This is a genomic window from Singulisphaera sp. GP187 (assembly GCF_900129635.1).
GTDB lineage: Bacteria > Planctomycetota > Planctomycetia > Isosphaerales > Isosphaeraceae > Singulisphaera.
Window position 1 is genome coordinate 2,348,679 of the sequence record NZ_FSRB01000001.1, and the last position, 23,741, is coordinate 2,372,419.

Annotated in this window: 16 protein-coding genes; 12 read left to right on the forward strand and 4 right to left on the reverse strand. The window is 64.9% G+C overall.

The features are described from left to right. Positions 1 to 46 precede the first annotated feature (46 nt). Together BUS42_RS09220 and BUS42_RS43575 are read left to right on the forward strand one after the other, a co-directional pair. The gene (locus BUS42_RS09220; protein ID WP_074306652.1) at positions 47 to 3,436 is read left to right on the forward strand and encodes a UvrD-helicase domain-containing protein; all 3,390 of its coding nucleotides are present in this window, start codon (positions 47 to 49) and stop codon (positions 3,434 to 3,436) included. Between the two features lie 151 nt (positions 3,437 to 3,587). After that, positions 3,588 to 3,728 carry a hypothetical protein gene (locus BUS42_RS43575; RefSeq protein WP_159452192.1) on the forward strand — a complete coding sequence of 47 codons (141 nt, stop codon included), beginning with the start codon at positions 3,588 to 3,590 and terminating at the stop codon, positions 3,726 to 3,728. Between the two features lie 35 nt (positions 3,729 to 3,763). Here BUS42_RS43575 and BUS42_RS09225 read toward each other — a convergent pair whose 3' ends face one another. Further along, positions 3,764 to 5,164, reverse strand: a complete 1,401-nt coding sequence (locus BUS42_RS09225) for a sigma-54-dependent transcriptional regulator (protein WP_074306653.1) — start codon at positions 5,162 to 5,164, stop codon at positions 3,764 to 3,766. After that, complete coding sequence (locus tag BUS42_RS09230; RefSeq protein WP_074306654.1) at positions 5,161 to 6,630, reverse strand: sensor histidine kinase; 1,470 nt, start codon at positions 6,628 to 6,630, stop codon at positions 5,161 to 5,163. The genes BUS42_RS09225 and BUS42_RS09230 overlap by 4 nt, the downstream gene beginning before the upstream one ends. 460 nt (positions 6,631 to 7,090) lie before the next feature. Here BUS42_RS09230 and BUS42_RS09235 point away from each other — a divergent pair, with 460 nt between their 5' ends. From BUS42_RS09235 to BUS42_RS09265, 7 genes are all read left to right on the forward strand, one after another. Next, the gene (locus BUS42_RS09235) at positions 7,091 to 7,912 is read left to right on the forward strand and encodes a hypothetical protein (RefSeq protein ID WP_074306655.1); all 822 of its coding nucleotides are present in this window, start codon (positions 7,091 to 7,093) and stop codon (positions 7,910 to 7,912) included. A gap of 92 nt (positions 7,913 to 8,004) precedes the next feature. Next, positions 8,005 to 9,285 (forward strand): MFS transporter, encoded by a 1,281-nt coding sequence (locus BUS42_RS09240; protein WP_083670113.1) that lies wholly within the window; start codon positions 8,005 to 8,007, stop codon positions 9,283 to 9,285. 64 nt (positions 9,286 to 9,349) lie between these two features. Continuing rightward, the gene (locus BUS42_RS09245) at positions 9,350 to 10,594 is read left to right on the forward strand and encodes an anion transporter (RefSeq protein ID WP_074306657.1); all 1,245 of its coding nucleotides are present in this window, start codon (positions 9,350 to 9,352) and stop codon (positions 10,592 to 10,594) included. Between the two features lie 18 nt (positions 10,595 to 10,612). Continuing rightward, positions 10,613 to 11,923, forward strand: a complete 1,311-nt coding sequence (locus tag BUS42_RS09250; RefSeq protein ID WP_074306658.1) for an MFS transporter — start codon at positions 10,613 to 10,615, stop codon at positions 11,921 to 11,923. Positions 11,924 to 11,995: 72 nt separating this feature from the next. Then, positions 11,996 to 13,249, forward strand: a complete 1,254-nt coding sequence (locus BUS42_RS09255) for an IS630 family transposase (protein WP_074306086.1) — start codon at positions 11,996 to 11,998, stop codon at positions 13,247 to 13,249. A 119-nt stretch (positions 13,250 to 13,368) separates the two neighbouring features. Next, complete coding sequence (locus tag BUS42_RS09260) at positions 13,369 to 14,430, forward strand: metallophosphoesterase family protein (protein WP_074306659.1); 1,062 nt, start codon at positions 13,369 to 13,371, stop codon at positions 14,428 to 14,430. Positions 14,431 to 14,549: 119 nt separating this feature from the next. Further along, a complete protein-coding gene (locus BUS42_RS09265; protein WP_083670115.1) occupies positions 14,550 to 15,146 on the forward strand; it encodes a hypothetical protein in 597 nt (198 codons plus the stop codon). 137 nt (positions 15,147 to 15,283) lie between these two features. On the opposite strand, the gene BUS42_RS09270 is transcribed toward BUS42_RS09265, so the two are convergent. After that, entirely contained in the window at positions 15,284 to 16,534 is a 1,251-nt protein-coding gene (locus tag BUS42_RS09270; RefSeq protein WP_074306660.1) for a hypothetical protein, read from the reverse strand. Positions 16,535 to 17,076: 542 nt separating this feature from the next. On the opposite strand from BUS42_RS09270, the gene BUS42_RS09275 reads away from it, so the two are divergent. After that, positions 17,077 to 19,116 (forward strand): hypothetical protein, encoded by a 2,040-nt coding sequence (locus BUS42_RS09275; RefSeq protein ID WP_074306661.1) that lies wholly within the window; start codon positions 17,077 to 17,079, stop codon positions 19,114 to 19,116. Between the two features lie 91 nt (positions 19,117 to 19,207). Here the strand turns inward: BUS42_RS09275 and BUS42_RS09280 are convergent, their stop codons facing one another. Beyond that, positions 19,208 to 21,046 (reverse strand): peptidase MA family metallohydrolase, encoded by a 1,839-nt coding sequence (locus BUS42_RS09280; protein ID WP_074306662.1) that lies wholly within the window; start codon positions 21,044 to 21,046, stop codon positions 19,208 to 19,210. 375 nt (positions 21,047 to 21,421) lie between these two features. Here BUS42_RS09280 and rsmD point away from each other — a divergent pair, with 375 nt between their 5' ends. Further along, the gene (gene rsmD / locus BUS42_RS09285) at positions 21,422 to 22,120 is read left to right on the forward strand and encodes a 16S rRNA (guanine(966)-N(2))-methyltransferase RsmD (RefSeq protein WP_256386133.1); all 699 of its coding nucleotides are present in this window, start codon (positions 21,422 to 21,424) and stop codon (positions 22,118 to 22,120) included. Next, positions 22,117 to 23,466, forward strand: a complete 1,350-nt coding sequence (locus BUS42_RS09290) for a CCA tRNA nucleotidyltransferase (RefSeq protein WP_074306664.1) — start codon at positions 22,117 to 22,119, stop codon at positions 23,464 to 23,466. Before rsmD ends, BUS42_RS09290 begins: the two co-directional genes overlap by 4 nt. The last annotated feature ends 275 nt before the right edge of the window (positions 23,467 to 23,741 follow it).

Here is a 23,741-nt window from a genome sequence, read left to right on the forward strand (position 1 = left end):
GTCGACCGATCGACTGGTCCGCGATCGAGGGAAGCAAGGGGATTCGATGAGCGCCAGCGATCCGCGACTGAGCGGGCAACAGGCGAGCCCTCTGGCTGCTGAAGGGACGAGCGTCGCGTTGAGCGCGGGGGCCGGCTGCGGCAAGACGACCGTCTTGACCGCACGTTTCCTGGGCGACCTCGACGGGCCGACCGCGCGCCCTCTGAGTTCGATCGTGGCCCTGACGTTCACGGAGAAGGCCGCTCGAGAACTCCGTCAACGAATCCGTCAGCAATGTCGTGAGAAGATCGCCGCCGGCGACAATCCCACCCACTGGCGCGCGATCTTGCGAGGGCTCGAGGCCGCGCCGATCGGAACCTTTCACGAATATTGCGGACAGTGGCTCCGCCGACACGCTGTCGAGGCGGGTATCGACCCCGATTTCCTCATCCTCGACGCGGCGGTGGCAGGCTCGATTCGTGACGAAGCCCTGGCGAAATGCCTCCGGCAATGGCTGGCCGCACAAGATCCCGACCTCATCGAACTCGCCGTGGAGTACGGCCTGGGACGGGTCCGTCAGGGGATTGCCAACCTCCTTTTCGAGTCCGGCTCCGCACGCCTCGACGAATGGAACGACCGCACGACGGCCGAGGTCGTCGCGATCTGGAATGACGTCTGGCGTCGCGAAGGACGGCCCCTACTCGCCCAAAAGCTGGCTCAGGCCGTCCAACCTTGTCTCGAGGTTCTTTCACGTTACGAGAGCACCCATCCCTTGATGCGCGAGCGCACCGCGTTTCTCCTGGCGAATCTCCCCGACCTCGTGGCCAACTCCGACCAAGAGGAATGGCTCATTGCGGTCCGGGAGCACGCCATGGTCCGAGGCGCAGGGTCGAAGGCCCACTGGCCGTCCCCCGAGATTCACGAGATCGTCAGCAATCGCTTCAAAGCGGTGCGCGACGCGATCGACAAGTATCTTGACAAGTCCCAATGGGATGAAGCCGCCACGCTCGAGGCCGCCGAGCAAGGGCTCCGGCTCGCCCGGCTCGCGGTTCGGGCCCGCCGATCGTACGACCTCGCCAAGCGGGCCCGAGGCGGGCTCGACTTCGACGACCTCCTGACCATGACGCTCCACCTGCTCCGCGGGCTTCCCGAGGAACCGCGACCCGACTCCGCGATCGAGCGGCTGCTGGTCGACGAATTTCAAGACACCGACCCGATCCAAGGCGAGATCCTCGAGCGGCTCGCCACCCCAGGGGCCCTCTCTGGTCGGCTCTTTCTCGTGGGTGACTTCAAGCAGTCGATCTATCGATTCCGTGGGGCGCGGCCCGAGATCTTTCAGGATTTTTCCGCGCGTTTCCCGGTCGCGGGCCGGCACGCATTGACCGAGAACTTTCGGAGCGTGCCCGAGATTCTCTCCTTCGTCAACGCGCTGTTCGCTTCCACATTTCCCGGGCCTGATACGGCCTTGAGCCCTCGAGTGCCCAGCATCGGACGTCCCGACCAGCCGGCCGTCACGTTCATCTGGGCGGTCGAGCCTGAATCGGAACCTGCGGTGGACTCCAAGAAGCCTTCCGCCCACGATCGCAGAACGGTCGAGGCCCGATGGCTGGCCGGCACACTTCGGCAACGGATGGACTCCGGCTGGAAAGTCCGCGACCGGAACACCCGTGAAATCCGCGATGCCCATCCGGGGGACGTGGCGTTTCTCTTTCGCGCGATGACCGATGTCGGTCCCTACGAAGCCGCGCTCGATGAAGCGGGGTTCGACTACTACACCGTGGGAGGGGCCGCGTTCTACGTCCAGCAAGAGGTGACCGACATCATCAACGTGCTCTCCACCCTCGAAGACCCCTTCGATCAGGTGGCACTGGCGGGCACGCTCCGGAGTCCCTTCTTCTGCCTGAGTGACGACGGCCTCTTCTGGTTAACCACAGCGCGGACCGACCTGGTGGAGGGACTCGAAGACGCCGGCCGGATCGACGATCTCTCCGACCTCGATCGTCGGCAGGCCTGCCGGGCCCGCGACCTGCTGGCGCGTTGGCGCGACTTCAAGGACCGCGAGCCGATCGCAACCCTCCTCAATCGGATTCTCGACGAATCAGGCTATGAGGCGGCCCTGCTCGGAGAGTCGCTCGGAGCCCGCAAACGAGCCAACGCGCGAAAGCTCGTGAGGATGGCGCGGCGGTTCGACCAACAGCGTGGGATGACGCTCGCGGCATTCGTCGCACGGCTCCGCGCCGATCTCAAACGCCCTCCGCGCGAAGAGCAGGCCGCCACGACCGACGAAGACGGGAACAGCATCCGCCTGATGTCGATCCACCAGGCGAAGGGACTGGAGTTCCCGATCGTCGTCTTGCCCGACCTCAACCGGAAGCCGGCCGGCCAGCTCGATTCCACGGCCTTTCACCCCGTCCTTGGTCCACTCGTCCGGCCTTCGCGCGATCTAGGGTCCCCCCCAACAGTCGCGAACGAGTCCCCCAACGATTCGGACGCTCGGCAGAGCCTGGGATGGCTGACTTACCAATCGCTCGAGCAGCATGCGGACGAGGCCGAGTCGCTCCGCTTGTTCTATGTGGCCTCCACTCGAGCCCGAGACGCATTGATCCTTTCGTCCGCCCTGAGTGCCACCGACAAGGCCGCTTCTCCCGCGATGAGCCTACTCGACGAACGATTCGACCGTGAGACGGGCCGGTGCCGGGTCGACCTCCCCGAAGGCTGGAGCCTGCCCTTGATCCAGGTCACGAAGGAACGACCACCGACGTCGAACGAGCCCACGCCACGCCACTCACGGCGTCTCCCCCTGATCGAGACGGCCGAGGTGATCGAGCAAACCGAGGAGGTCGTCGAACCTGCTTCGGTACTTATCGAGCATCGCCCTCGGTACGTGGAGCTCAGTCCGGATCCAGGCTTGGCAGTCGAGTCGTCGAACGTCCGACTCGACCGCCTGACACGGATCGCCCTGGCCGACCCGCGCTGGCCACGTGCCAAGAATTTGGCCACGTTCGCGGCCCGCCTCGTCGGGCGTCACGACCCAATGCTCCCCTCCCGACACTTCGACCAACTCGTCGGTCGACTCGACGCTTGGTCGCATGGACCGATCGCCCAAGCGCTCGCCGCGACCAAGGTCGTGAGCCAAGACCTCGACTGGACGATTGCCTGGCCCCCGGAAGGCATGGAGGCGACGATCTTTCATGGGAAGATCGACCTTCTTTTTCGCGATCAGGCCGGCGCAACCCAGATCGTCAACGTGCGGAGCCCTGGTGGGTCGGTCGCACGCACACGTCTTCACCTCCTGCTCTCCCTCCATGCGGCCGATGCGATGGGTCTCGGTCCGATCCAACTCGGCTGGCAGAGGAGAGTTGATGACGTAGGAAATTGGCAAATCGAATCGGAATTCGCCCCAACGGCGATCGACCAGGCGGTACGATGCTTCTTCACTGAGGGTCGCGGCGACTGAAGTCACGCTCCCAGTCATTGGGAGAAACCACACGACGGCAAAAGTCGAATGGTTCCGCGTCAAAATCAATGAATCCGTGCCGTTCGCTAGCCTTTGTCTCGAGTTGTGGCATACCTTGTGGTGTCCCGTCCAGGACGGGGGCAATGATGCCGTGGCTACGCCACGTGACGACATGGCCCGCCTGGCGCTCGTTCCTGAAGTCGCCGCGGCCGCGACTCCCCGTGACGAGTTGGCCCGTCTTGGGCTGTGCTGCTGCGGTGAACCTGGAGCGCGGGGCGACGTCTGGATGTGAGGCTGGAATGGTCTCCATGGTGGTCGGCCCGGCGGTCACGGATGGAGGTCATACTCGCGGATCTTGTCGAAGAGCTGGCGGCGGCTAATACCCAGGGACTCAGCGGTCTTAGTGCGGTTGCCGCCGCAGGCGAGTAAGGCGCGCTGGATCGCCCGTCGTTCGACCTCGGCCAGGAGGGCTCTGAGCGGTAGAGACTCCAGGCGCTCGTCCGGCGGAGGCATCGCCCGATCGGTCATCTCGTCGACATCGAGGTGCTCCGGCAGGATGGTCCGCCCCCGGGCGGCGATCACCGCCCGCGCCAGGGAGTTCTCGAGTTGTCGGACGTTCCCCGGCCAGGGTCGCTCGCGGATCGCCAAGAGAGCCTCGGGGGAGAGGGAAAGTTCGCCCCAGCCCTGCCTCCGCTCGACCCGCCGCAGGATGTGCTCGGCCAAGGCCGGGATGTCCTCGGGGCGGTCGCGAAGCGGCGGGATGACGATCCGGGCGACGTTGAGGCGGTAGTACAGGTCCTCGCGGAATCGGCCGGCGGCGACCTCCTTGGCCAGGTCGCGGTGCGTGGCGGAGATCACTCGAGCGTCGGTGCGGATCGTCTGTGTCCCGCCCACCCGCTCGAATTCCCGCTGCTGGAGGACGCGGAGGATCTTCGCCTGGGCCGACAGCGGTAGCTCACCCAGCTCATCAAGGAAGATGGTACCGCCGGCGGCACGCTCGAACCGGCCTGGTTTCTGGCGGTCGGCACCGGTGAAGGCCCCACGCTCGTGGCCGAACAGCTCGCTCTCGATGAGTCCCTCGGGCAGGGCTCCGCAATTGACGCTGATGAAGGGGCCGGCGGCGCGACCCGAGTGGCGGTGTAACGCGGCCGCCACCAGCTCCTTGCCGGTGCCGCTCTCGCCTACGACCAGGACGGGGGCCTCGGTCGCCGCGGCAAGGCCGATCGCCTTGAAGACCCTGCGCATCGCGGCGCTCTGGCCGATCAGCTCGGGTTCGGGAACGTCTGGCCCCTCGGGTGTCTCGCCCGACTCCCCGCCGGTCCGCGCCCGGAGAGCCCTAACTTCAAAGGCCAGGGCACGCTGCCGCAACGCCCGTTTGAGGGTGAGAAGGACCTCGTCGAGGTCGAACGGCTTGCTCAAATAATCGTAGGCCCCACGCCTCATCGCCTCGATCGCGGCGGCCGAGCCTCCGAAGGCGGTGACGACGATCACGGGCAGGTCGGCCAGCGCCGGCCCCAACTCGCCGAGCACTTCCAGGCCGTCGCGCCCGGGCATCTTCAAGTCGAGGAGCACGGCGTCGGGATCCTCGGCGCGGATACACGCCAGGGCCTCATCGCCGTTCGCCGCCTCCAGGGCCTGGTAGCCCTCGGACTGGAGGAGCCGGACGAGGTTGCGGCGGATCGTACGGTCATCGTCGACCACCAGGACCTTGGCGGAGACTTCTGTCATCGGGGTTCTCCGTTGCTCCCGGGCTGAGTGGCCGGGAGGGTGAGCGTGAAGACCGCACCGGGACCCTCGGTCCGGTTGGCGGCGCCGAGGTCCCCGCTGTGGGCCAGGGCGATCTCGCGGGCGATCGCCAGGCCGAGTCCGGTCCCTTCGGACTTGGTCGTAAAGAACGGCTCGAACAGGTGACCAATCACCTCGGGCGTGAGCCCAGGGCCGGTGTCTGCCACGATCGCCAGTGCCGCCTGGCGGGACGGGTGCCTCCGGGTGGTCAGGCGGAGGGTACCGCCGGTCGACATCGCGTGGATGGCGTTCGTCGTCAGATTCCGAAAGACCTGCAGCAGGGCTGGCGGTGCCATCGCCACCGGCGGCAGATCGGGGTCGAGTTCGACCTCAACCCGGACCCCTTTCAACTCGGCAGGCCCCGCGGCCAGCCGGGCAGCCTCGGCCAGGACGGCGTTCAGGTCGCCGGGAGCCAGGTCCTGAGCGTCGGCCCGCGAGAACTGGAGGAGGCTTGAGACGATTTCCTCGAGGCGGTCCACCTCGTCGACGAGCCCGCCGAGCGAGTCGGCGTCGACCTCGAAGCCGCGCTGCCAGAGCTGGGCCGTCGAGCGGATGCCGGCGAGCGGGTTTCGGACCTCGTGCGCGACGCCTGCCAGGAGCTTCCCCAAGGCCGCGAGGCGCTCACTCCTTCGCAAGTCGGTCTGGAGCCGGTCACGCTCGACCGCCTGCCGGCGGACGGTCCGCGCGAGCCCTGCGGTGAGTGCGAACGACAGGACGATGCCCCCGAGGGCCAAACCCGTGGCCCAGCGGTAGCCCTGGAGCGATCGGTCGACGAACAGCGGATCGACCAGCCGCGTGATCACCCAACTCGCCCCGACGACGCGCCCGTCGACCACGAGCGGTGCGGTGCGGATCGCCACCGTGACCGGGCGTTCGCCCTCCAGCTCCTCGACGGAGAATAAGACCTGCTTCTTACGGATCGCGGCGTCGACCTGAATATCGATCAGGTCGGCCTCGAGCGGAGGAAGTCTCGACTCGCCCTGTCCCTGCGTCAGTGGCTCGGATTGCTTCTTCGCTTTTTCGACGGCCTTGTCATTGGGTTTTCCCTTCAAGGCGGCCGTGCCGAGGAAGCTCTTATACCTGAGGACGAGGTAGCCCCCTTCGATGCCCGCGTGACGCGCGAGTGCCGCGGTCGCCTCGGCCGAGAGCTCGCGGTCAAGCTCGGCTCGGGACGGCTCCTCGGGGTAGTCGGGGAACTCCCTCTCGCGGGCGATGATCCCGCTCCCCCGTGCGGCCAGTTCGTCGCCCGCGCGGTCTAGGAGGCCTTTGGCCTCAGACCGACGGCGCTCCCGCGCGACGACCAAGGCGCCCGTCGTCCAGAGCACCACCAGCGCCGCGACGAACAGGGCCGCGACCACGCCGACCTGGACTCCGAGCGGCACCCGGAGCTTCACCGGGGCGAGTGACATTGGCTGACCTTGACTCGTTCGATCGGTCCATCGTCTCCGTAGTTCAACTTTCTCTCGCAAAACTCACGCCACGATTGTTCAACGCAACCCTGACTCGCGGGCAGAAAGAGACCTTCGCGAGGCTGCTCGGCGAGCCGTTCGAGTTCGCGAAGGTCCACCCCCAGCGTCCCGGGCCTTAGGAGGACTCGACCATCCTGCCGGAGTCCACGGGTGGTCCTACTGTGGCCAGGGAGAGGTCCCGCACGGAGAGGGAATCCCCACGAACGGACTGGGCGGAATCCCCCCGGGGAATGGGGAGGTTCCGCCCGGTTTGGGAGGCTGAGGACGGGTAAAACCCATGAAATCCCGTAATTTGCGCCTTGGCATTCGCTGTGCTTTATCCCTGGAGTCTGCCGCCTGGCGGAAGTCGCCAGGGAACCAGCAGGATCCGAGACACAGACCGCGATCAAGGGGGACAATCATGCTCAAGCTCGCAGCCGTGGCGTCGTCAGTCCTGGTCAGCCTCGGGCTGGCCGCCTTCGTGCCGGCGCAACCGCCGGGGCCCGACGGCCCCCCGCCGCCCAAGGCAAAGCCTAAGGGGAAGGGCGAGGCGAAGAAGAAAGGAGAGGCCGGACCGAAGGACGACCTGATGAAGGCGTATAACCTGCTCCGTCGCCTCCGCGCCGCCGACGGTTCCGCAGGCCATCCCGAGGAGCGGATCCGCGACTGGACCGAGCGCGCGACGAGGTATTACCGCGACGGCCTGAAGGCCTTCGACGGCGGCGACGACTTCCTCGCCCACGAGTACGGGGCCATCGCTCATGACCTCGCCCGGGCCGCCGACCACGCCCGCAACGCCGCGCTCTTAGACCGCCCCGACCCCGACCTGCGCCCGCCGGCCGACGGGTTCGGCCCGGACGATTCGGGCGAACGAGTCCGCCGCGCTCTGAACCGCGCCTACGACCGGATTTCCGAACTTGACAACGGCGATCCCGCCCTGGGGGCCGGGTTCTATCTGAAAGCGTCCCGCGACCTGTATCGGGCCGCGAGGCGTGACGCGGAGGCCGGCCGGGAGGAACGCGGTGGCGAACTCGCACGCGCCGCCGAGGCGATGACCCACGTCGCCGACCACCTCGGCCATGCCGCCGACGGCCCCCCCGTCCCCCCCGGCGGCCGCGGCCGGCTCGGCCCCCAACCGGGCGTGCGCCGCGAGCCTCCTCCCCCGCCCGACCGCCGCGAGCCGAATGCGAAGCGGGCCGAGCGCCGCGAGTCGGATCTTCCGCCGCCCCTGCCTCCCGGGTGAGGACGGGTCGATTGACATCACGTCGGGCCGGGGTCGAGCCAATCGCCCTGGCCCGGCTCTCCCTGAAATCTTCCTGTCGCGAAAGGATGGTTATGGACTGGCGCAACCGCATCGGGCTCTACGGGTCGTACTTCTTCGGCATGGCAGCGATCGGCTTCACCCTGCCCTACCTGCCGCTCTACCTGGGCGAAAAGGGGCTCTCGGACCGCGAGATCGGGTTCGTCTCAACCCTGGCGGCGCTGTCTGCCCTGGCCCAGTTCCCCGTCGGGCTCTGGTCCGACCGGATCGGGTGGCGTAAACCGTTCCTGGTCGTCGCGCTGGCGGTGACAGCCCTCTCGACCGTGCTCTTACGCGAGGCGCACGGTCCGGTCTGGCTGGGGTTCCTCGTCGTCCTCTTTGCCGAGAACGGCATCGGCCGCGCGATTGTCGAGAGCCTCTCCGGTGCCGCGGCCGCGGCCCTGGCTCCCAAGGGGGGCGTCGGAGCGGCCCTGGGGGCCCTACGATTCTGGAAGCCGATCGGCATCGTGCTGGTGGCGCTAGTTGGCAGCTCGATGTCGGAGCAGTACGGGGTCGGCGCGATCCTGGTGCCCCTTGCGGTCGTGCAGGGCCTGGCCGTCCTTGCTGCTCTCTTGATTCACGAGCCGGGCGAACGACGCCAGGTGAGACATCACGCCGACGAAGATGGCAGCGATGGATCCACGAACCGAGATCTCGACGGTCGATCCGCAACCCGTTGGTTTCCGAAAGATGCAACGCTTTGGGTTTTCTTGGCGGCGATCATCCTCTTCCACGCCGCAAACGCCCCCGGCGGCGTCTACCTCGGGCTCTTCATCAAGCGGGACTTGCACGCCCCGGATCGGATGCTCGCCTACGCCTTCGCGGTCAGCATGGTCGCCTGGATGCTCGTCGTCTGGCCCGCGGGCTGGCTCGCCGATCGTTGGGGGCGGAAGCCCCTCTTGGTTGCCGCCTGGGCCATCATGTCGGTGCGGCTGGCACTGGTCTCCGTGATCCAGAGCCCGGGATTGGCCGTGGCGAATCAGGCCCTGGACGGCCTGGGCAACGGCCTGTTTGCGGTGCTGGCCGCCGCTTGGGTGACCGATCGCCTGTCCGACCCACGGCGGTCGGGGGAGGCGCAGGTGATCGTCGGATCCTGCCTGGTGCTCGGCTCGGCGCTGGGTCCGGCGGTGGCGGGGTTCCTGGTGGAACCGCTCGGCTATCGGGGACTGTTCGCGGCCCTGGCGGGTGTCGGCGCGGTGGCGACGGCGATCGTCGTGGCGTTCGTCCCGGAGACCTTGCCGCGGCACGACGAACTCGCCGACGTCGCGGCCGTCGAATCGATGGCCGCGAGGCTCGACCTCTCGACGACCCCGTGACGGAACACGCATCGACGCCCCATTTTCCTCGTGGTCTCTCACCGATTTAAGGGAAAGCCCTCTCGTGACGACTTCCTCGTCCTCGGTCCCCTTGGTTTCGACAATCTTCGGCCTGACCTACCTGGCCCTGGCCCTCGGGAAGATCCCCGGCCTGCGGATCGACCGGGCGGGGATCGCCCTGGTCGGAGCAACCGCCATGCTCGCCTGCGGCGTGCTCTCGATGCACGACGCGGCGAAGGCCGTCGATTACGAGACGATCGTCCTCCTCTTCGGCATGATGGTGGTCGTGTCCTACCTCCGCATGGCCGGGTTCTTCGCCCTGGCGACCGAACGGATCGCGAACCGTTTCTCCGGTCCCTTGACGCTGCTCGCGGTGACGATCGTGCTCTCGGGAGTCCTCTCGGCGTTCCTCGTCAACGACGTCGTCTGTGTCGCCTTGACGCCCCTGGTGCTCCACCTCTGCCAACGGCTGAAGCGGCCCCCGATCCCGTACCTCGTCGGCCTGGCGACGGCATCGAATATCGGCTCGGTCGCGACGATCACGGGGAACCCGCAGAACATCATCATCGGCTCGCTGTCCCAGATCACCTACCTGCGGTTCGCCGCGCGGCTGGCCCCCGTGGCCGTGATCGGCCTGGCCCTGAATTTCGCCGTCGTGGCGCTGGTCTACCGGAAGACGCTCACCAAGGCGGGGCAAGAGTCTCCCCCGACCGCAGCGTCGTCGAAGCCACGGGTCCACCGGGGCCTGCTGAACAAGAGCGTTGCCGTGACCTTGATCACGGTCGGCTTGTTCTTCGCGGGGCAGCCCATCGCCCTGGTGGCACTCGTCGCGGCGGCGGTCCTGATGCTCGACCGGGTGCGCCCCGAGAAGGTCTACGGGGCGGTCGACTGGCCGCTCCTGGTCATGTTTGCGGGACTCTTCGTCGTGGTCCACGCGTTCGAGGTGAACGTCGTCCATGGCTGGGGCCTCGAGCGCTGGCACGCACTCCTGGAGTCGCCGGTGGTGCTGGTCAGCGGGCTCTCGGTGGTGCTGTCGAACCTCGTATCGAACGTCCCGGCGGTGCTCCTGTTCAAGCCGCTCATGGAGGTCATGCCGCAGAAGGAACTGGCGTGGTTGGCCCTGGCGATGTCGAGCACTCTGGCGGGAAACCTGACCGTGCTCGGCTCGGTGGCGAACCTGATCGTCGTCGAGAACGCCCGCCGCGCGGGGACGGAACTGGGCTTCCTGGAATACCTCAAGGTGGGCGTTCCGCTCACGGCGCTGACGACCCTCGTGGGCGTCGCCTGGCTTGCGCTGGTCCACTATTGACAAGGAGGAGCAAAAAGCATGACCGACGCCGGGTCCGCGGGGGCTGATTCTCGTGAGCAGCATCCGTCGAAGACGAGCCTCCGTGCGCTCGATGCCTTGAACATCTTCCTCGCAGATGTGCGGGACGGGATGGGCCCGTTCCTGGGCACCTTCCTGCGGGAGCATCATCACTGGGACGCGGGCCGGGTCGGGATCGCCCTGGCGGCGTCGCAGATCGGGACGGTGCTGGCCCAGACCCCGGCCGGTGGCCTCATCGACTGCATCAAGTGGAAGCGCCTCGCGATTGCGATCACGGCAGCGGTGGTCGCCGGGGGCTGCGTCTCGCTCTACCTGGTGCCGAGCCTCGCGGTGGTCGTCGCGGCACAGGCGGCGATCGGTGCGGCCGCGACGATCTTCCCGCCGGCCATGGCGGCTGTGACACTGGGCCTGGTCGGCCGGGCGGCCATGCCACGACGCACCGGGCGGAACGAGGCGTTCAACCACGGCGGGAACGTCGTCGCGGCGGCTCTCGCGGGAGCCCTCGCCTACCTCCTCGGCTACGGCGCGTTGTTCGTCCTCGTCGCCGGCATGGCGGCCGCGAGCGCCGCCGCCGTCCTCTTGATCCGCGAGGAGGACATCGACCACGACCTCGCCCGGGGGGCCGACGACGGCGAGGAAGAGGGGCGAGAGGCCGTCGCCATCGCCGAGCTGTTCAAAAACCGTCGGATCGCGATCTTCGCCGTATCGGTGGTCCTCTTCCATTTCGCCAATGCGGCGATGCTGCCGCTGGTCGGCCAGAAGTCGAGCGACGGCCTGAAGGAAGGGGCGGCGGTCCTGATGTCGGCCTGCATCATCGCGGCCCAGGTCGTGATGGTGCCGGTGGCCCTGGCGGCCAGTCACTACGCGGCGAGTTGGGGCCGGAAGCCGGTCTTCCTCGTCGGCTTCGGGGTCCTGCCCGTCCGCGGCTTGCTCTACTGTCTGAGCGTGAACCCGTATTACCTCGTCGGCGTGCAACTCCTCGACGGCATCGGTGCGGGGATTTTCGGGGTCGTCTCGGTCCTGGTCGTGGCCGACCTGACAAGGGGGACCGGCCGGTTCAACCTCACCCAGGGGGCGCTCGCCACGGCGACCGGCGTGGGTGCCGGCCTGAGTAACCTCCTGGCGGGCTTCGTGGTCAAGGCGGCGGGCTTTAACGCGGGCTTCGTGACGCTCGCGGCGATCGCCGCGGCGGCCCTGGTGTTCTTTGCCTACGCGATGCCCGAAACAGGCCAATCGGCGCGGGGCGTGCCCGGCATCCCACCCGATCCGACGTTAGCGGGAATGACTAGACCGACTTTTCGTATTCGATAGCCCAAGGGGTTGACGAACACCCCAAAATTACCTGGATGGACTAACTTACCAGCCACCAGGAGTTCACACGTCATGCCGGGCCAGGCGGCCAAGATCACCATTACCGAGTGCCAGCAGGAAATCCTTCGGACTTTGTCCCGTGCCACCACGGCACCCTCGCGACTCCGGCAACGCGCCTCGATCATCCTGATGGGCTTCGACGGCCTTCGCAATCAAGAGATCGCCGAGGCGGTCGGTCTGGTCCACCGCCAGGTCGGACGCTGGCGACGACGCTGGGCCAACGCTTGGGAGAAACTGATCAACATCGAATGCTGCGAGACTCGCGCCAAACTGCGCCATGCGATTGAAGCCGTCCTCACCGACGAACCACGCCCCGGCGCCCCCAGCAAGTTCACCCCAGAGCAGGTCACCCAGATCTTGGCGATCGCTTGTGAGCCGCCTGAGAAGTCGGGCCGACCGATCACCCACTGGACCGCTCGGGAACTGGCCGATGAGGTCGTCAAACGCGGCATTGTGGTATCGATCTCATCGTCCCAGGTGAGCCGTTACCTGGATGAGGCCGCCTTGCAGCCCCACAAGAGCCGGTATTGGCTCAACACCACGGAGAAGGATCCTCAACGTTTTGAGGAGCAAGTCAAGACGGTCTGTGACACGTACCTCATGGCGTCGGAGCGGGAGCGGAACGATGCGACCCACACCGTTTGCATTGATGAGATGACCGGTCTCCAGGCGCTGGAGCGGATCGCTCCCACCAAGGGGATGATCGCAGAGAAGTGCGAACGGATCGAGTTTGAGTATATCCGACACGGGACGTTATGCCTGATCGGCAACTTCGAAGTAACGACCGGAAAGATGCTCACTCAAACGATTGGCCCGACGCGAACCGAGGCGGACTTCGTCCGTCACATCGAGCAGACGTTGACTCTGGACCCGGAGGGATCGTGGGTATTTATAGCGGACAACTTGAACATTCATTGCACGGAAAGCCTGGTGAATCAGATTGCCGTGGCGTGTGAAATCCCCCTGGAATTGGGCAAAAAAGGTAAACGTGGGGTGCTGAAGTCGGTGGCGAGCCGGCAAGCGTTCTTGTCGGACACAAGTCATCGGATTCGATTTGTATATCTTCCGAAGCACAGCTCGTGGCTGAACCAGATCGAGGTGATCTTCGGAGTGATCATGCGAAAGGTGATTCGTCGCGGTTCGTTCACGTCGGTGAATGATCTGCAATCAAAGCTGTTGAACTTCCTTACCTATTTCAACAAGGTATTCGCGAAGCCGTTTCGCTGGACCTACACGGGTCGTCCGCTGATGAAGTCAGCGGCGTAAAAACAGAGAAGATGGGAGGCCCCGGGATGTTGGCCTCTTCATTAGCCTTCAAAAACGAAAAGTCGGTCTAGTAATCAGGCAATCGCATCATGACAACAAGATTTGGAGACGCACACGACATGAGCGAATTCGATGCCCCGGTCGTCATCGTCGTGCCCGGAGACTTGCACCTGACCGAGCCCGACCTCGACAACGCCCGCGCCGCATACCGGGTCGTGGACGAGGTCAATCGCCTCATCCGTCCCGATTTCGTCCAGTTCATCGGCGACAACGTCCAGGACGCGACCGAGGACCAGTTCCGCCTCTTCAACGACATCCGCGGTCGCCTGGAGGTACCCCATTTCACGCTCGTCGGCGACCACGACGTGAAGGGCGACCCGGCTGCCTCGGGCTTCCGCCGGCACGTCGGCGAGCCTTATGACGCGACGGCCTTGCGGGGGTTCCGGTTCATCCGGCTCAACACCCAGGAGTCCCGTCCCGTGGGGCTCTCGCCTGAGCAGACCCGTTGGTTCGGCGGGGAGGTCGACTGGGCCCTCTCCCGGGGGGAGCGGGTCGTCCTCTTCCAGCATAACTACCCGTACCAGATCTGGGAAAACTTCGCCGGGCCGGGAATCGACGAGTGGCGGGCGGTCGTCCAGACCCGCCGGATCGAGGCGGTCATCTGCGGCCACACTCATTACGGCCAGGTCGCCAACGACGGCCGGAACGTGATGCTCGCCACGAGGTCGATCGGCGACCCTGAAGGAGGGCCACCCGGGTACACACTCCTCTACTTCCGGGGCGACGACTTTGCGATGACGTTTCGCTCGGTGGAGGACCACGGCCCCCTCGTGTTGGTGACTCACCCGCGCGAGAGGTTGCTGTCGACCGGCCCCAGGCATGTCGTCCGTGGTCACGATCGAGTCATTGTTCGGGCCTGGCCCGCTCCGGCCGTCGCGGCCGTCCACTACCGCATCGACGAGGAAGCCTGGGCCGGGCTAGAGCCTGCGGGCGAGGGCCACTGGTCGGGTCCCCTGAACGGCGACCGGCTGGCCAAAGGGGAGCACGTGTTGGAGGTGGCCGCCGTCGGGCACGATGCCGCGGAGGGATTCCAGCGGGTCGGGTTCATGGTCGACCCGACGGGCCGTTACACGCCGGTCCCGGAGGTGAGGCCCATGGTGACTTCGACGGCGTTCTGCTGAATGACATTCGAGAGGGACGAGCCTGTCGTAGTCATCCCGAGACCGGCACGCTGCTCGATGATGCGACCCGGGTGTCGGGTCGGGTTGAAGTTCGGTCATTTACATGGGAGAGATCGATTATGAGCCTACTCAAGCACCGGAAACGACACCATGACCGCGACGCCAGGGACGGCGGTCACGAGGAAGAGACGTTGAACGGCGTCGTTCAGGCCTACAACTACAGCCCAAAAGGGGGCGTCGAGGGGATGCTTATCCAGGAGGGAGACCGGACCCTTCAGATCAACCTCACGCCCGATATCGGGCTCGCCATCGCCTTGGCCGCGGGGGTCGGCCAATCCGTCGAGGCCACCGTCGAGCCGGAGCCGGAAGCGAAAAAGCATCCCAAGGGGGAGCACCCGGTCCACCGATTAGTCGTACTCAAGGCGACCAACGGGCGCATGTTCGCCTCGGCCGGTCCCGGCCACGGAGAGGCCGTGACGGTGGAGGGGGTCGTGAGCCGACTCAATTACGCCAAGCACGGTGAGGCTAACGGTGTCGTGCTGGAGAGCGGCGATTTCCTCCACTTGAAGCCGGACGGGATGAAGCGCGCCGGGCTACAGGTCGGTCAGCAGATCAGGGCGGAGGGGCGGGCCCGCCCGACGCCGCTCGGGCAGAGGGCGATCGAGGCGGAGATCGTGAACGGGCTCTCGCTGGGATCGAAGAAACCGCCCCGCTAGCTCGTCCCGGATGACCAGGGCTAAACGCCAAGCAGAAGAGGCGGAAAGTCAGAGTTAGGGAGGATGAAGGTTAGGGAGGATGAAGGTTAGGGAGGATGAAGCTCCTTGGCCCTTGCAAGTCATGCGAAGCTTTCAGGTCAGGGCGATGACTCCAACCCTCGATCCTTTCGGCCAGGTTGAGTGTGCTGGTCGCCCGGATTGTTCCGTTGACTTTGGCCGCTTCGCTTTTCCCGCCGGAGTGGAGGACGGATCTCGCTGCCGAGCAATTGGCCCAGTTTCGACATCTGGGTGGGACTGAGAATCTCCCAGAGTCCTAGGTCGAACTCCGAGAGAGATCGCTGCATGTCATTATAGGCTTGCTGACCCACTTCCTGGTTCCGGTCCCACAAGAGGTGACCGTGTGTCTGTTGCAACCTGCCAGCGTGCGTAGTTTTCATGGTAAGCAATTCGGCAATGAGAGCCTTCTGCTCCTTCGTGAGGCGAAGTCGGGAGGCAAGCTCCGGATCCTCCAGAAGGGCGGGGACCCCTCTCGTTGCCCAATAGGTCCGCTTGAACAATTCCGCTTGCCTCGGACTGAGAATCGCTTGGTAAAGAATCGCGTGAGCGTGGGCGATGGTTGCGTCCCGCCGGCGGATGACTCGGTCGGCCAAGTCGGCGGGCAACGGTTCGATCTCCAGGCCACGGAGCATCCAGGTGCTGAGGATCGCGCGGACCGTCTCGTCGAACTGCAGGAACAGGTCGGACTGCTCCTTCGAAAGCTTGACGACCGCCCGGATTGCTGGACGATCGAGAACTGCAAAGCCAAAGGAGATTTTGCCTCGATCGAGCTTGTCGATCTCATCTTTCACAAACGCGATGACCTTGGCGACGTCAGTTGCCGACTGCGTGAACGAGGGCTCTTGGGTCTGGGGCCGAACTGGTCGAACATTGCGAGATTGGGATTGTTTCGCTGCCTCGGCTTCTTTACCGACCGTCTCATGGCCCAGAGTCAGAATCAATTGAGCCGCGATCGCGTCGGCGTGAGTGATGACGGCCTTCCGCTCTTTCGCTCCCTTCTCGGTCAGCCTGCCGACCAGGTCGATTGGAACCGGGTCATCGTCCAGGCCGCGTCTCAACCATGCGGCGAGCAGGGTGCGGGTCATCCGATCGAGTCGCCCTACCAAGCTGGCCTGCAGACTCGAGAGACCCTCCCTCTTTTCGCTGTCGGCAAGGATCAGGGACCGTCCTGAAGTTCCTGACTTCTCGATCAGCTCGGCCTCAGCCCGAAGCGCCGCCTTCACCTCGGATAAGGGCCGAGTGCCTGGCACGGGGCTTTGCCCTTCCTGTGCCAGCGAGACGGCCGTCGGGATCAGGATCGAGGCAATAACAGTGATGATGACGGAACGCATCGTCTCTCCTCTGAATCGAGAGAAGTGTGTCTCCGCCTTCCATTGTTCCTCAACCGAGCTTTCAGAGCAACACATGAGCGAGAGCGATGGAGATGCCAGGGGCATCGAAATTCGCGTCGCCGAACCGATGTCCCGGCACAATGAAAATTCACGAGTTGCTGGCGTTCCAGCAAAACCGTGGGCCGCTCTCGAGTGGGGCACGATCGATCCGTACAGGGGCCGGCGCAGGGGACGATGCCGTTCATTCAGGCTGTAGATCTGGGGACATGCCGTCGAGCGATCTCCGACTGGTTCTACCCACCGATTCCGAGAACGAGTCAACGATCCCATGGAAGGGTCCGCGACTTTCCTCGTCCTGTTCACTCGCCTTGTTTCCGCCCACGAAACCAGATTGTCAGCGAATTCCCACGGTGATGCTTGACGAAACATGTCCGAGCCTTATCGTGGACGAAGGATGAGACTCTTTTCGGAGCACGGCAACGGCTTCGATCGGAGGAAACGCTGGGGAAGACACGGTGAAGCAATCGGAGACTGATTTCGCGATGGAGTCCGCCACCACTGAGCTGGTCTCGCCAAAGCCAGCGCGACGACCTTGGTTCGCAATCGCGATGATTGCCGCCGTCTTCGCCGCACACATCGTCCAGTCGTTCTGGATCTTCCCAACGCCTCGGGCGCTGCGGGACGATGAGCATCCGGTGCTTGTGGTCGACCACGCGCTCCACCTCTATCACGGAGCGCTCGGCAGCCAGTTCCTCCGCGAGCACGGCACGTCCTGGGGCTTCGACCCCTTTTTCATGGCCGGATATCCCGAGTCACCGATCTGGGACTCGAGCAGCAACCTTTCCATCCTGTTCCAGTTCTTGGCCGGCGGCGGCTATCATCCTCGCGCGTACAACATCGGGCTTCTCGTTTGTTCGATCCTCGTGGTCGCGTTCATCCCACTCGGAGCGGCCGCCTCGGGAATTCGCCTGCCGGAAACCGCGGTCGCGGCGCTCTTGGCCTGGCTTTACGTCCATAGTGAATGGACCGACATGCTCTGGCGGAGCGGCCTGTTTTCGTTCGTCACGGCATCGGCCGGGACCGTCCTGCTGATCGGCGCCTTGCTCCGCTTCGACCGGCGACCTACAACCGTCGCCTGGCTCGCGCTCGCCGGCGTGAGCGCGGCCGTCTGGTTTACCCATGTCACGGCGCCGATTCTCGCCCTCGGCGCGGTGATCGGGTTCGGAGCCGCCACGGCACTCCGGCACCATTGGCGATGGCGCTTGGCCGTCGTGGCGGCGGGTGTGTTGGCCTTGGTCGTTAACCTCATCTGGATCGGACCGTTCTGGCGATTTCGAGGGATTCGTTCCCCGCAAGTCTTCTTCATGGCCCCCGATACCCCCTGGTATCTCATCGGTCAATACCTCACCAATGACCTCGATGGGCCGTTGAGCTTGTTCATCCTGCTGGTCGGGGGGCTCGGGTTGGTCGTTTGGTTCGTGCAGGGGCATCACGTTCGCGCGGCGACCTTCGGCGGCGCCGCGTTGGTCTGCCTGGGTCTTGCCCTGTTCGGGGGTATGTGGAGCGTCACGAAAACCCTCGAGCCGCTCCGGTTCAAAGTGCCGCTCCATCTTCTCCTGGCCGCTCCGGCCGGCTCCCTACTTGCTGTAGGGTCGGCGAGACTCACTGGGGCGCTGGGAGGAGGTCGCAAGGGCCCGGTTCTGGTGGCTGTCGGTTGGTCGCTCGCGGTTGGTCTGGCAATCTTGGTCTCGCCCAATGGAACGGCGATCCTGAAGCAACAGCTCCTGGTGAAGCGCCCGCTTGTTGCCGGCCTCCGGCCCGAGATGCTTCAGCTCGTTCGCTCGCTCCGCGAAACCACCGATCCCTCGGCGCGTGTTTTGTTCGAGGACCAGCTTCGGCTCCATGAGCTCACCGACCCGGAGTGCACCCATTGGACCCCACTCCTCCCGATCTTGCTCGGACGCGACAAACGCCTGTTCATCGGTGGGCTCTACCACATGGCGTTCATCACCAATCACCAGCACACGTCGTTCGGCGACTTCCACCTTGGCGGTCGACCCATCGACACCTGTTCTACAGAATACCTTCGCGCTTACTGTCAGCTCTACAACATTGGTTGGGCGGTCTGCTGGTCACCCCTCTCGCGATGTTGCTTCGACCAGTGGGGACAGTCCCAACGCGTCGCTACGCTGCCCCGCTTCAATAGCCCCAACAAGCCCATTTCCACCAACATGCAACAGTGGCAGGCGTTGACACGTCGCGTCGGGATCGAGCGCGCCAAGCAATACATGACCGAGGGAGAAGGCCAATACAATATCTACCGGATCGACCGACCGCGTTCGTTCTTCCTGAGCGGTGAAGGGCATCTTGCGGATGTTGCACTCAACCGCATCGAACTGGCGGATACGACCCCCCAGGATGGAGCATTAATCATCAGTATGCATTGGCTCGACACCTGGCGTACCGATCCGCCGCTCCCGTTGGAACCGTTTTACGCGCCCGACGACCCCGTCCCGTTCGTTCGAATCGTGACGACGCAATCCCATAAACGGATCGTGCTTTACAACGGCTATGGCCCTTGACCGACCGGGCTACGGTCGAGGAAAAGTCAAGTCATGATTGCAATTGACAGCCACCATGAACCGGCATGCGTGAAGTCCTGCCGAGCACGCGTTATTGGCTTGATTTCTCGGAATTCTTTGCGAGGCCGGCCGTCAGGTCGGACGACTTGGTTCGTGCGTAGTCCAGCCAGCGCTTTTGCAGATCCTCGAACCCGTCGATCTGGTAGATCCGTTTCAGCTCATCCTCGAACCCGCGCTGCTGTGCCCCTTGCACGAACTGAATGAACTGGGCGGGACTACCCTGGTCGACAAGGAATCGTGTCAGCGAAACGCTCTGGGCATAGTAGAGCCCCCAGTATTTTCCGTCGGGATAGTCCATCACCATGAGCTCGTTGAGCTTGAAGAGTTGTCCCGAAGTCAGGGGCTTGTCCAGATCGGCCGCGCGGAGCCGCTGTTCCGAATGCGGTTCCGCCAGGACAGCCATTCCTTCGTCGGCCCACCGCGGGATCTGCTGAGTGGGGAAGAGGTCGGCCAGCACGACGTGAGTGACTTCGTGGGGAAGGACCGCCACGACCAGGTTCGGATGGTCAGCGCGGACGTTGATCCGTCGCGTCACAATTCGGCCTGCGTTCATCCCCATCGTCGAGAACCCGGGAGACTCCTCGGTTTGACCCGTCATCCGGCTGAATGACTTGCTGTTCGGATAGACGTAAACGTCGCATCGAGGCGTCCATCCGGCTCGTCCCGACGGTCCCATCCATCGCTTGACCTGTTCTTCGCGAGCCGCCTCCACGACCTGGGCAACCTGCTCGGCGAGGGCGGGGTCGGCGTGGAGGATTCGGAAGTTCGTGGTCTCGCGAACTTGCCAATTCCCCACGACCGCGGGACTCGCGTTCCTCGCGGGTGCTGCCGAGGCGGGAGGCGAAGTCGTATTCGGGGTTGGCTTGGGCGCGGAGGCGGCCTGAGCGAGGGCAAGTGGCGTGGAGGACGGGGATCCTGGCCCGGAGCGAGGCGAATCGAAGGGCGATTCCTCGGGCGCTGAGCCGCGGACGACAACCTTCCGGGAAGGGCGGGCCCGCCGCGTGGGGGAACGCTCCGAGGCCAGGTTCCGGAGGTACTCGACATACCAGTTGTTGGGGCTCAGATCGCGGATCTGGCGGACCTCGGCGTCGATGCTCTTCCATTCCTCGGCCGAGGTCGGCTTGGCGTTGATCCGTCTGACCACTTCCGCACAACGGCAGTAAGCCAGGTGGTCGCGACGACTCTCAGGGAGCTTCTTCCCCTGGGCAAGCGCCATGTAGAGGCGGCCCGCCTCCGCGTACTGCTTGGCCGAGAACGCGGCATCGGCGGCGGCAACGCTGATTTCCGGTGCATTCGGTCGGGGTTCCGCAACCACGGGCGGAGCGGACGCCACGGGAGACGGCGCGGGGACTGCCGGCGGTGGGGTCGCCTCGATAGGCGGTGCAGAGACAGGAGCAAGGGGCTCCACGGCGGGAGCAGACGGCTCGGGAGCCGGGCTGGAAGGAGGCGCCGCCAGCATCTGGGCGGCGACGCCATCGCTTGGGGCGGGGCGTTGCTCCGGAGCGGGTGCCGCCGCTTTCGCAACGGCCGGGTCGGCCACGGGCCGAGCCTTCTCCTCCGTGGACTTCGGCCTGTGCTTCAGGATCTCGAAGTTGTCACGAAGCATCTCGGCGTCGGTCCGATCACCGGCCGCCTCCGCTTCATCCGCGGCGCGGCCGTAGGCTTGCCCGAGCAGCTCGAGCACCGCATTGCGTTGGCTCGGTTCACCGGTGAGCGCTCGCTCCAGCACAACGACAGCGCCTCGCGCATCGTTTCGGCCGAGCAAGGTCCGCGCCTGGTCGAGCGCCTCCCGTGAGTCGGCGGTCGCGTTTAACGAATACACAAATAAGAGTGTGGCGACCAGTACGGCCGCGGACCGGGACCGGTGCATGACAATCCGTGTCCTGCTTCTAGGGTTGGTCCTGACGTGGGTCGTCCACGGTGGGTATCGAAACGACCAACCTCGTCCATGAATCCGGCTCGTCCCGGAGGCTCGATCGACCCCTTCGGATTCGGCGCGGTCCTCTTTTTCGGAGGACCCGGGCGAGGGGAGCGGGGCGAGTGTTTACAACCACGTTGATTGACAAGTTGGCACCCGAAACCTCGTGCTTCGGGTGACCTCTCGAACGGCCGGGGCAGTATGGCCGGGCCCTGAAACCACGTCAACCCGAATCGAAACATCGAGCATCGTGCCGCGGGATCCCGCCCTGACTCGCTCAAAGGCCCGCGCCATGATCTCTGTCCTCCGACTGCGCATTCGTTTAGGATGGTGTTTTGGGGAGCGGCTCCGCAGGAAGTGCTCGCGGGCCTCAGAGGATGCCTGGCGGAGTCTGAAGCCATGAGGATCATTGCGGGCCAACGTCGCGGCCACAAGTTCGATGGTCCCAAGGGAAAAGCGACACGACCCACCAGCGATCTGGTCCGTGAGTCGTTATTCAACATCCTCGGCGATTCGATCGAAGGACTCTTGGTTATCGATCTGTTTGCCGGTACGGGCGCCGTCGGGCTGGAGGCGCTGAGCCGAGGCGCTTCCCACGCGATCTTCGTCGAGCGAAACCGGGAAAACGTGGCCTTGATCTACCGGAACGTGGCCACGCTCCGGTACGAGGACCGAGGACGGGTTCTGACCGCCGACGCTTATCGCTGGGTCCGTGGGTTCGAACCGATTGACGACGAACCCACGGCCGTCTTCCTCGACCCTCCCTATCAAGAGTTCGAGAAACACGCCGACAAGGTGATCCAACTCCTTGAGGACCTCATCCGGAAGCTGCCGGCTCGTTCGATCCTCGTGGTCGAATCGCGAGGCGATCTGGATGAGGCGGTATTGCCCGACCTGGAGCGCTGGGACGTTCGCCAATACGGTGGCACCCAGGTGGCTGTCCGATTTCTCGGCCAGGACGCAGACGCGAGCGCGAACACGGAAGCGGACCAGGCTCCTCCGCCTCTGGATGGACCCGTGGGATGACACAACACGAGAAACACCGCGAGTTCGCCACCGAGATCGTCGGCCGCCTCCGTCATGAGGGGTTCCAGGCCTACTGGGCCGGCGGCTGTGTTCGCGACGTGCTCCTGGGCCTGGAACCGGCCGACTATGACGTCGCGACCGACGCCACGCCCGAACAGGTCATGGCGATCTTCGGCCGCCGGACCATCCCCGTGGGAGTCTCGTTCGGCGTCGTCCGGGTGCGTGACTCGCGCGGGGGCGGTGAGGTCGAGGTGGCCACCTTTCGGAGCGATGGAGCCTACGTCGACGGCCGCCATCCGGAGTCGGTGGTCTTCAGCTCCCCCGAGCAGGACGCCGAGCGCCGCGACTTCACGATCAATGGGATGTTCTCCGATCCGTTCAGCGGTGAAGTGATCGACTACGTGGGCGGACGGGCCGACCTGGACGCCCGGATCCTCCGCGCGATCGGAGACCCGTGGGCGCGGTTTCGGGAGGACAAGCTTCGTCTGCTCCGGGCGATCCGCTTCGCTTCCCGGTTCCGCCTGACGATCGACCCCGCGACCGAGTCGGCATTGGTCACGATGGCCAGCCAAATTCATGTCGTCGCCGCGGAACGGATCGCCCAGGAATTCCGGCGAATGCTGGTCCACGACAGTCGAGCGAGGGCGATGAACCGGCTCCTCGAGACCGGGCTCGCGGCCCACATCCTTCCGCCCCTGCTCCCGATGAAAGGGGTCTTCCAAGGCAAGCCGGTCCAGCCGGAAGGGGATCTCTGGGACCATGTGCTCCTCGTGCTCGACTTGCTCCCCCCCGCGCCCAGCTTTCCGCTCGCGTTCGCGACCCTCTTGCACGACGTCGGCAAGCCGCGGACCATGGCCACGTACAAAGGTCGGATCAGCTTCCACAACCATGAGCTCGTGGGCCGCAAGATCGCGGATGACCTGTGCCGCAGGCTCAAGCTCTCCAACACGGAACGCGAACAGGTCTGCTGGCTCGTCGAGTTTCACCAGTACCTTGGCGATGCCACACGACTCCGCGAGGCCAAGCTCAAACGGATGCTCAGCATGCCCGGCATCGACGATCTCCTGGCCCTTCATCGCGCCGATGCGCTCGCCTCGATCGGCGAATCCCCGCAAGTCGACTACTGCCGCTACTACATCGAAGCGCAGCCGTCCGGGCCGATCAATCCCGCGCCCCTGGTCACCGGCCATGACCTGGTCCGCCATGGCCTGACTCCGGGAAGTCACTTCTCCACCATTCTCGAGCAAATCCGCGAAGCGCAACTGGACCGGGTCATCAACAGCAAGCGCGAGGCGCTCGACTGGCTCGATGAGCACCTCGAATCGCTCAGGGCCGAGAAACCATAGCCTGCGATTCAGCCTGATTGGGGGAGGCCACGGGGTGGTCCAAGGTGCCGTACCCGGAATTTGTGCGTCACATGCCGGGAGCATTCTCGTACAGGTTCCTAGTACCGTTCTCCATTCCTCAAGAATCACCCGCGGACTCGAGCGTCCTGGAGCCGTCCCCCCATGGCTTCGTCCCATTTTTCATCAATGGGTTTGTCCATATCCGTGAGTGCAAGTCGAAAAAGTTTGCTCGCAATCCGACGGCTTCGTGGGTTAGAGTGAAATGTTCACAGGTT

Bases quoted from the DNA above. Each gene is read 5' to 3' on its own strand.
- BUS42_RS09250 (WP_074306658.1), top strand. From the start codon at position 10,613: ATGACCGACGCCGGGTCCGCGGGGGCTGATTCTCGTGAGCAGCATCCG.
- BUS42_RS09240 (WP_083670113.1), top strand. From the start codon at position 8,005: ATGGACTGGCGCAACCGCATCGGGCTCTACGGGTCGTACTTCTTCGGC.
- BUS42_RS09290 (WP_074306664.1), top strand. From the start codon at position 22,117: ATGACACAACACGAGAAACACCGCGAGTTCGCCACCGAGATCGTCGGC.
- BUS42_RS09230 (WP_074306654.1), bottom strand. From the start codon at position 6,630: ATGTCACTCGCCCCGGTGAAGCTCCGGGTGCCGCTCGGAGTCCAGGTC.
- BUS42_RS09265 (WP_083670115.1), top strand. From the start codon at position 14,550: ATGAGCCTACTCAAGCACCGGAAACGACACCATGACCGCGACGCCAGG.
- rsmD (WP_256386133.1), top strand. From the start codon at position 21,422: ATGGTGTTTTGGGGAGCGGCTCCGCAGGAAGTGCTCGCGGGCCTCAGA.
- BUS42_RS09255 (WP_074306086.1), top strand. From the start codon at position 11,996: ATGCCGGGCCAGGCGGCCAAGATCACCATTACCGAGTGCCAGCAGGAA.
- BUS42_RS09275 (WP_074306661.1), top strand. From the start codon at position 17,077: ATGGAGTCCGCCACCACTGAGCTGGTCTCGCCAAAGCCAGCGCGACGA.
- BUS42_RS09225 (WP_074306653.1), bottom strand. From the start codon at position 5,164: ATGACAGAAGTCTCCGCCAAGGTCCTGGTGGTCGACGATGACCGTACG.
- BUS42_RS09260 (WP_074306659.1), top strand. From the start codon at position 13,369: ATGAGCGAATTCGATGCCCCGGTCGTCATCGTCGTGCCCGGAGACTTG.
- BUS42_RS09235 (WP_074306655.1), top strand. From the start codon at position 7,091: ATGCTCAAGCTCGCAGCCGTGGCGTCGTCAGTCCTGGTCAGCCTCGGG.
- BUS42_RS09280 (WP_074306662.1), bottom strand. From the start codon at position 21,046: ATGCACCGGTCCCGGTCCGCGGCCGTACTGGTCGCCACACTCTTATTT.
- BUS42_RS09220 (WP_074306652.1), top strand. From the start codon at position 47: ATGAGCGCCAGCGATCCGCGACTGAGCGGGCAACAGGCGAGCCCTCTG.
- BUS42_RS09270 (WP_074306660.1), bottom strand. From the start codon at position 16,534: ATGCGTTCCGTCATCATCACTGTTATTGCCTCGATCCTGATCCCGACG.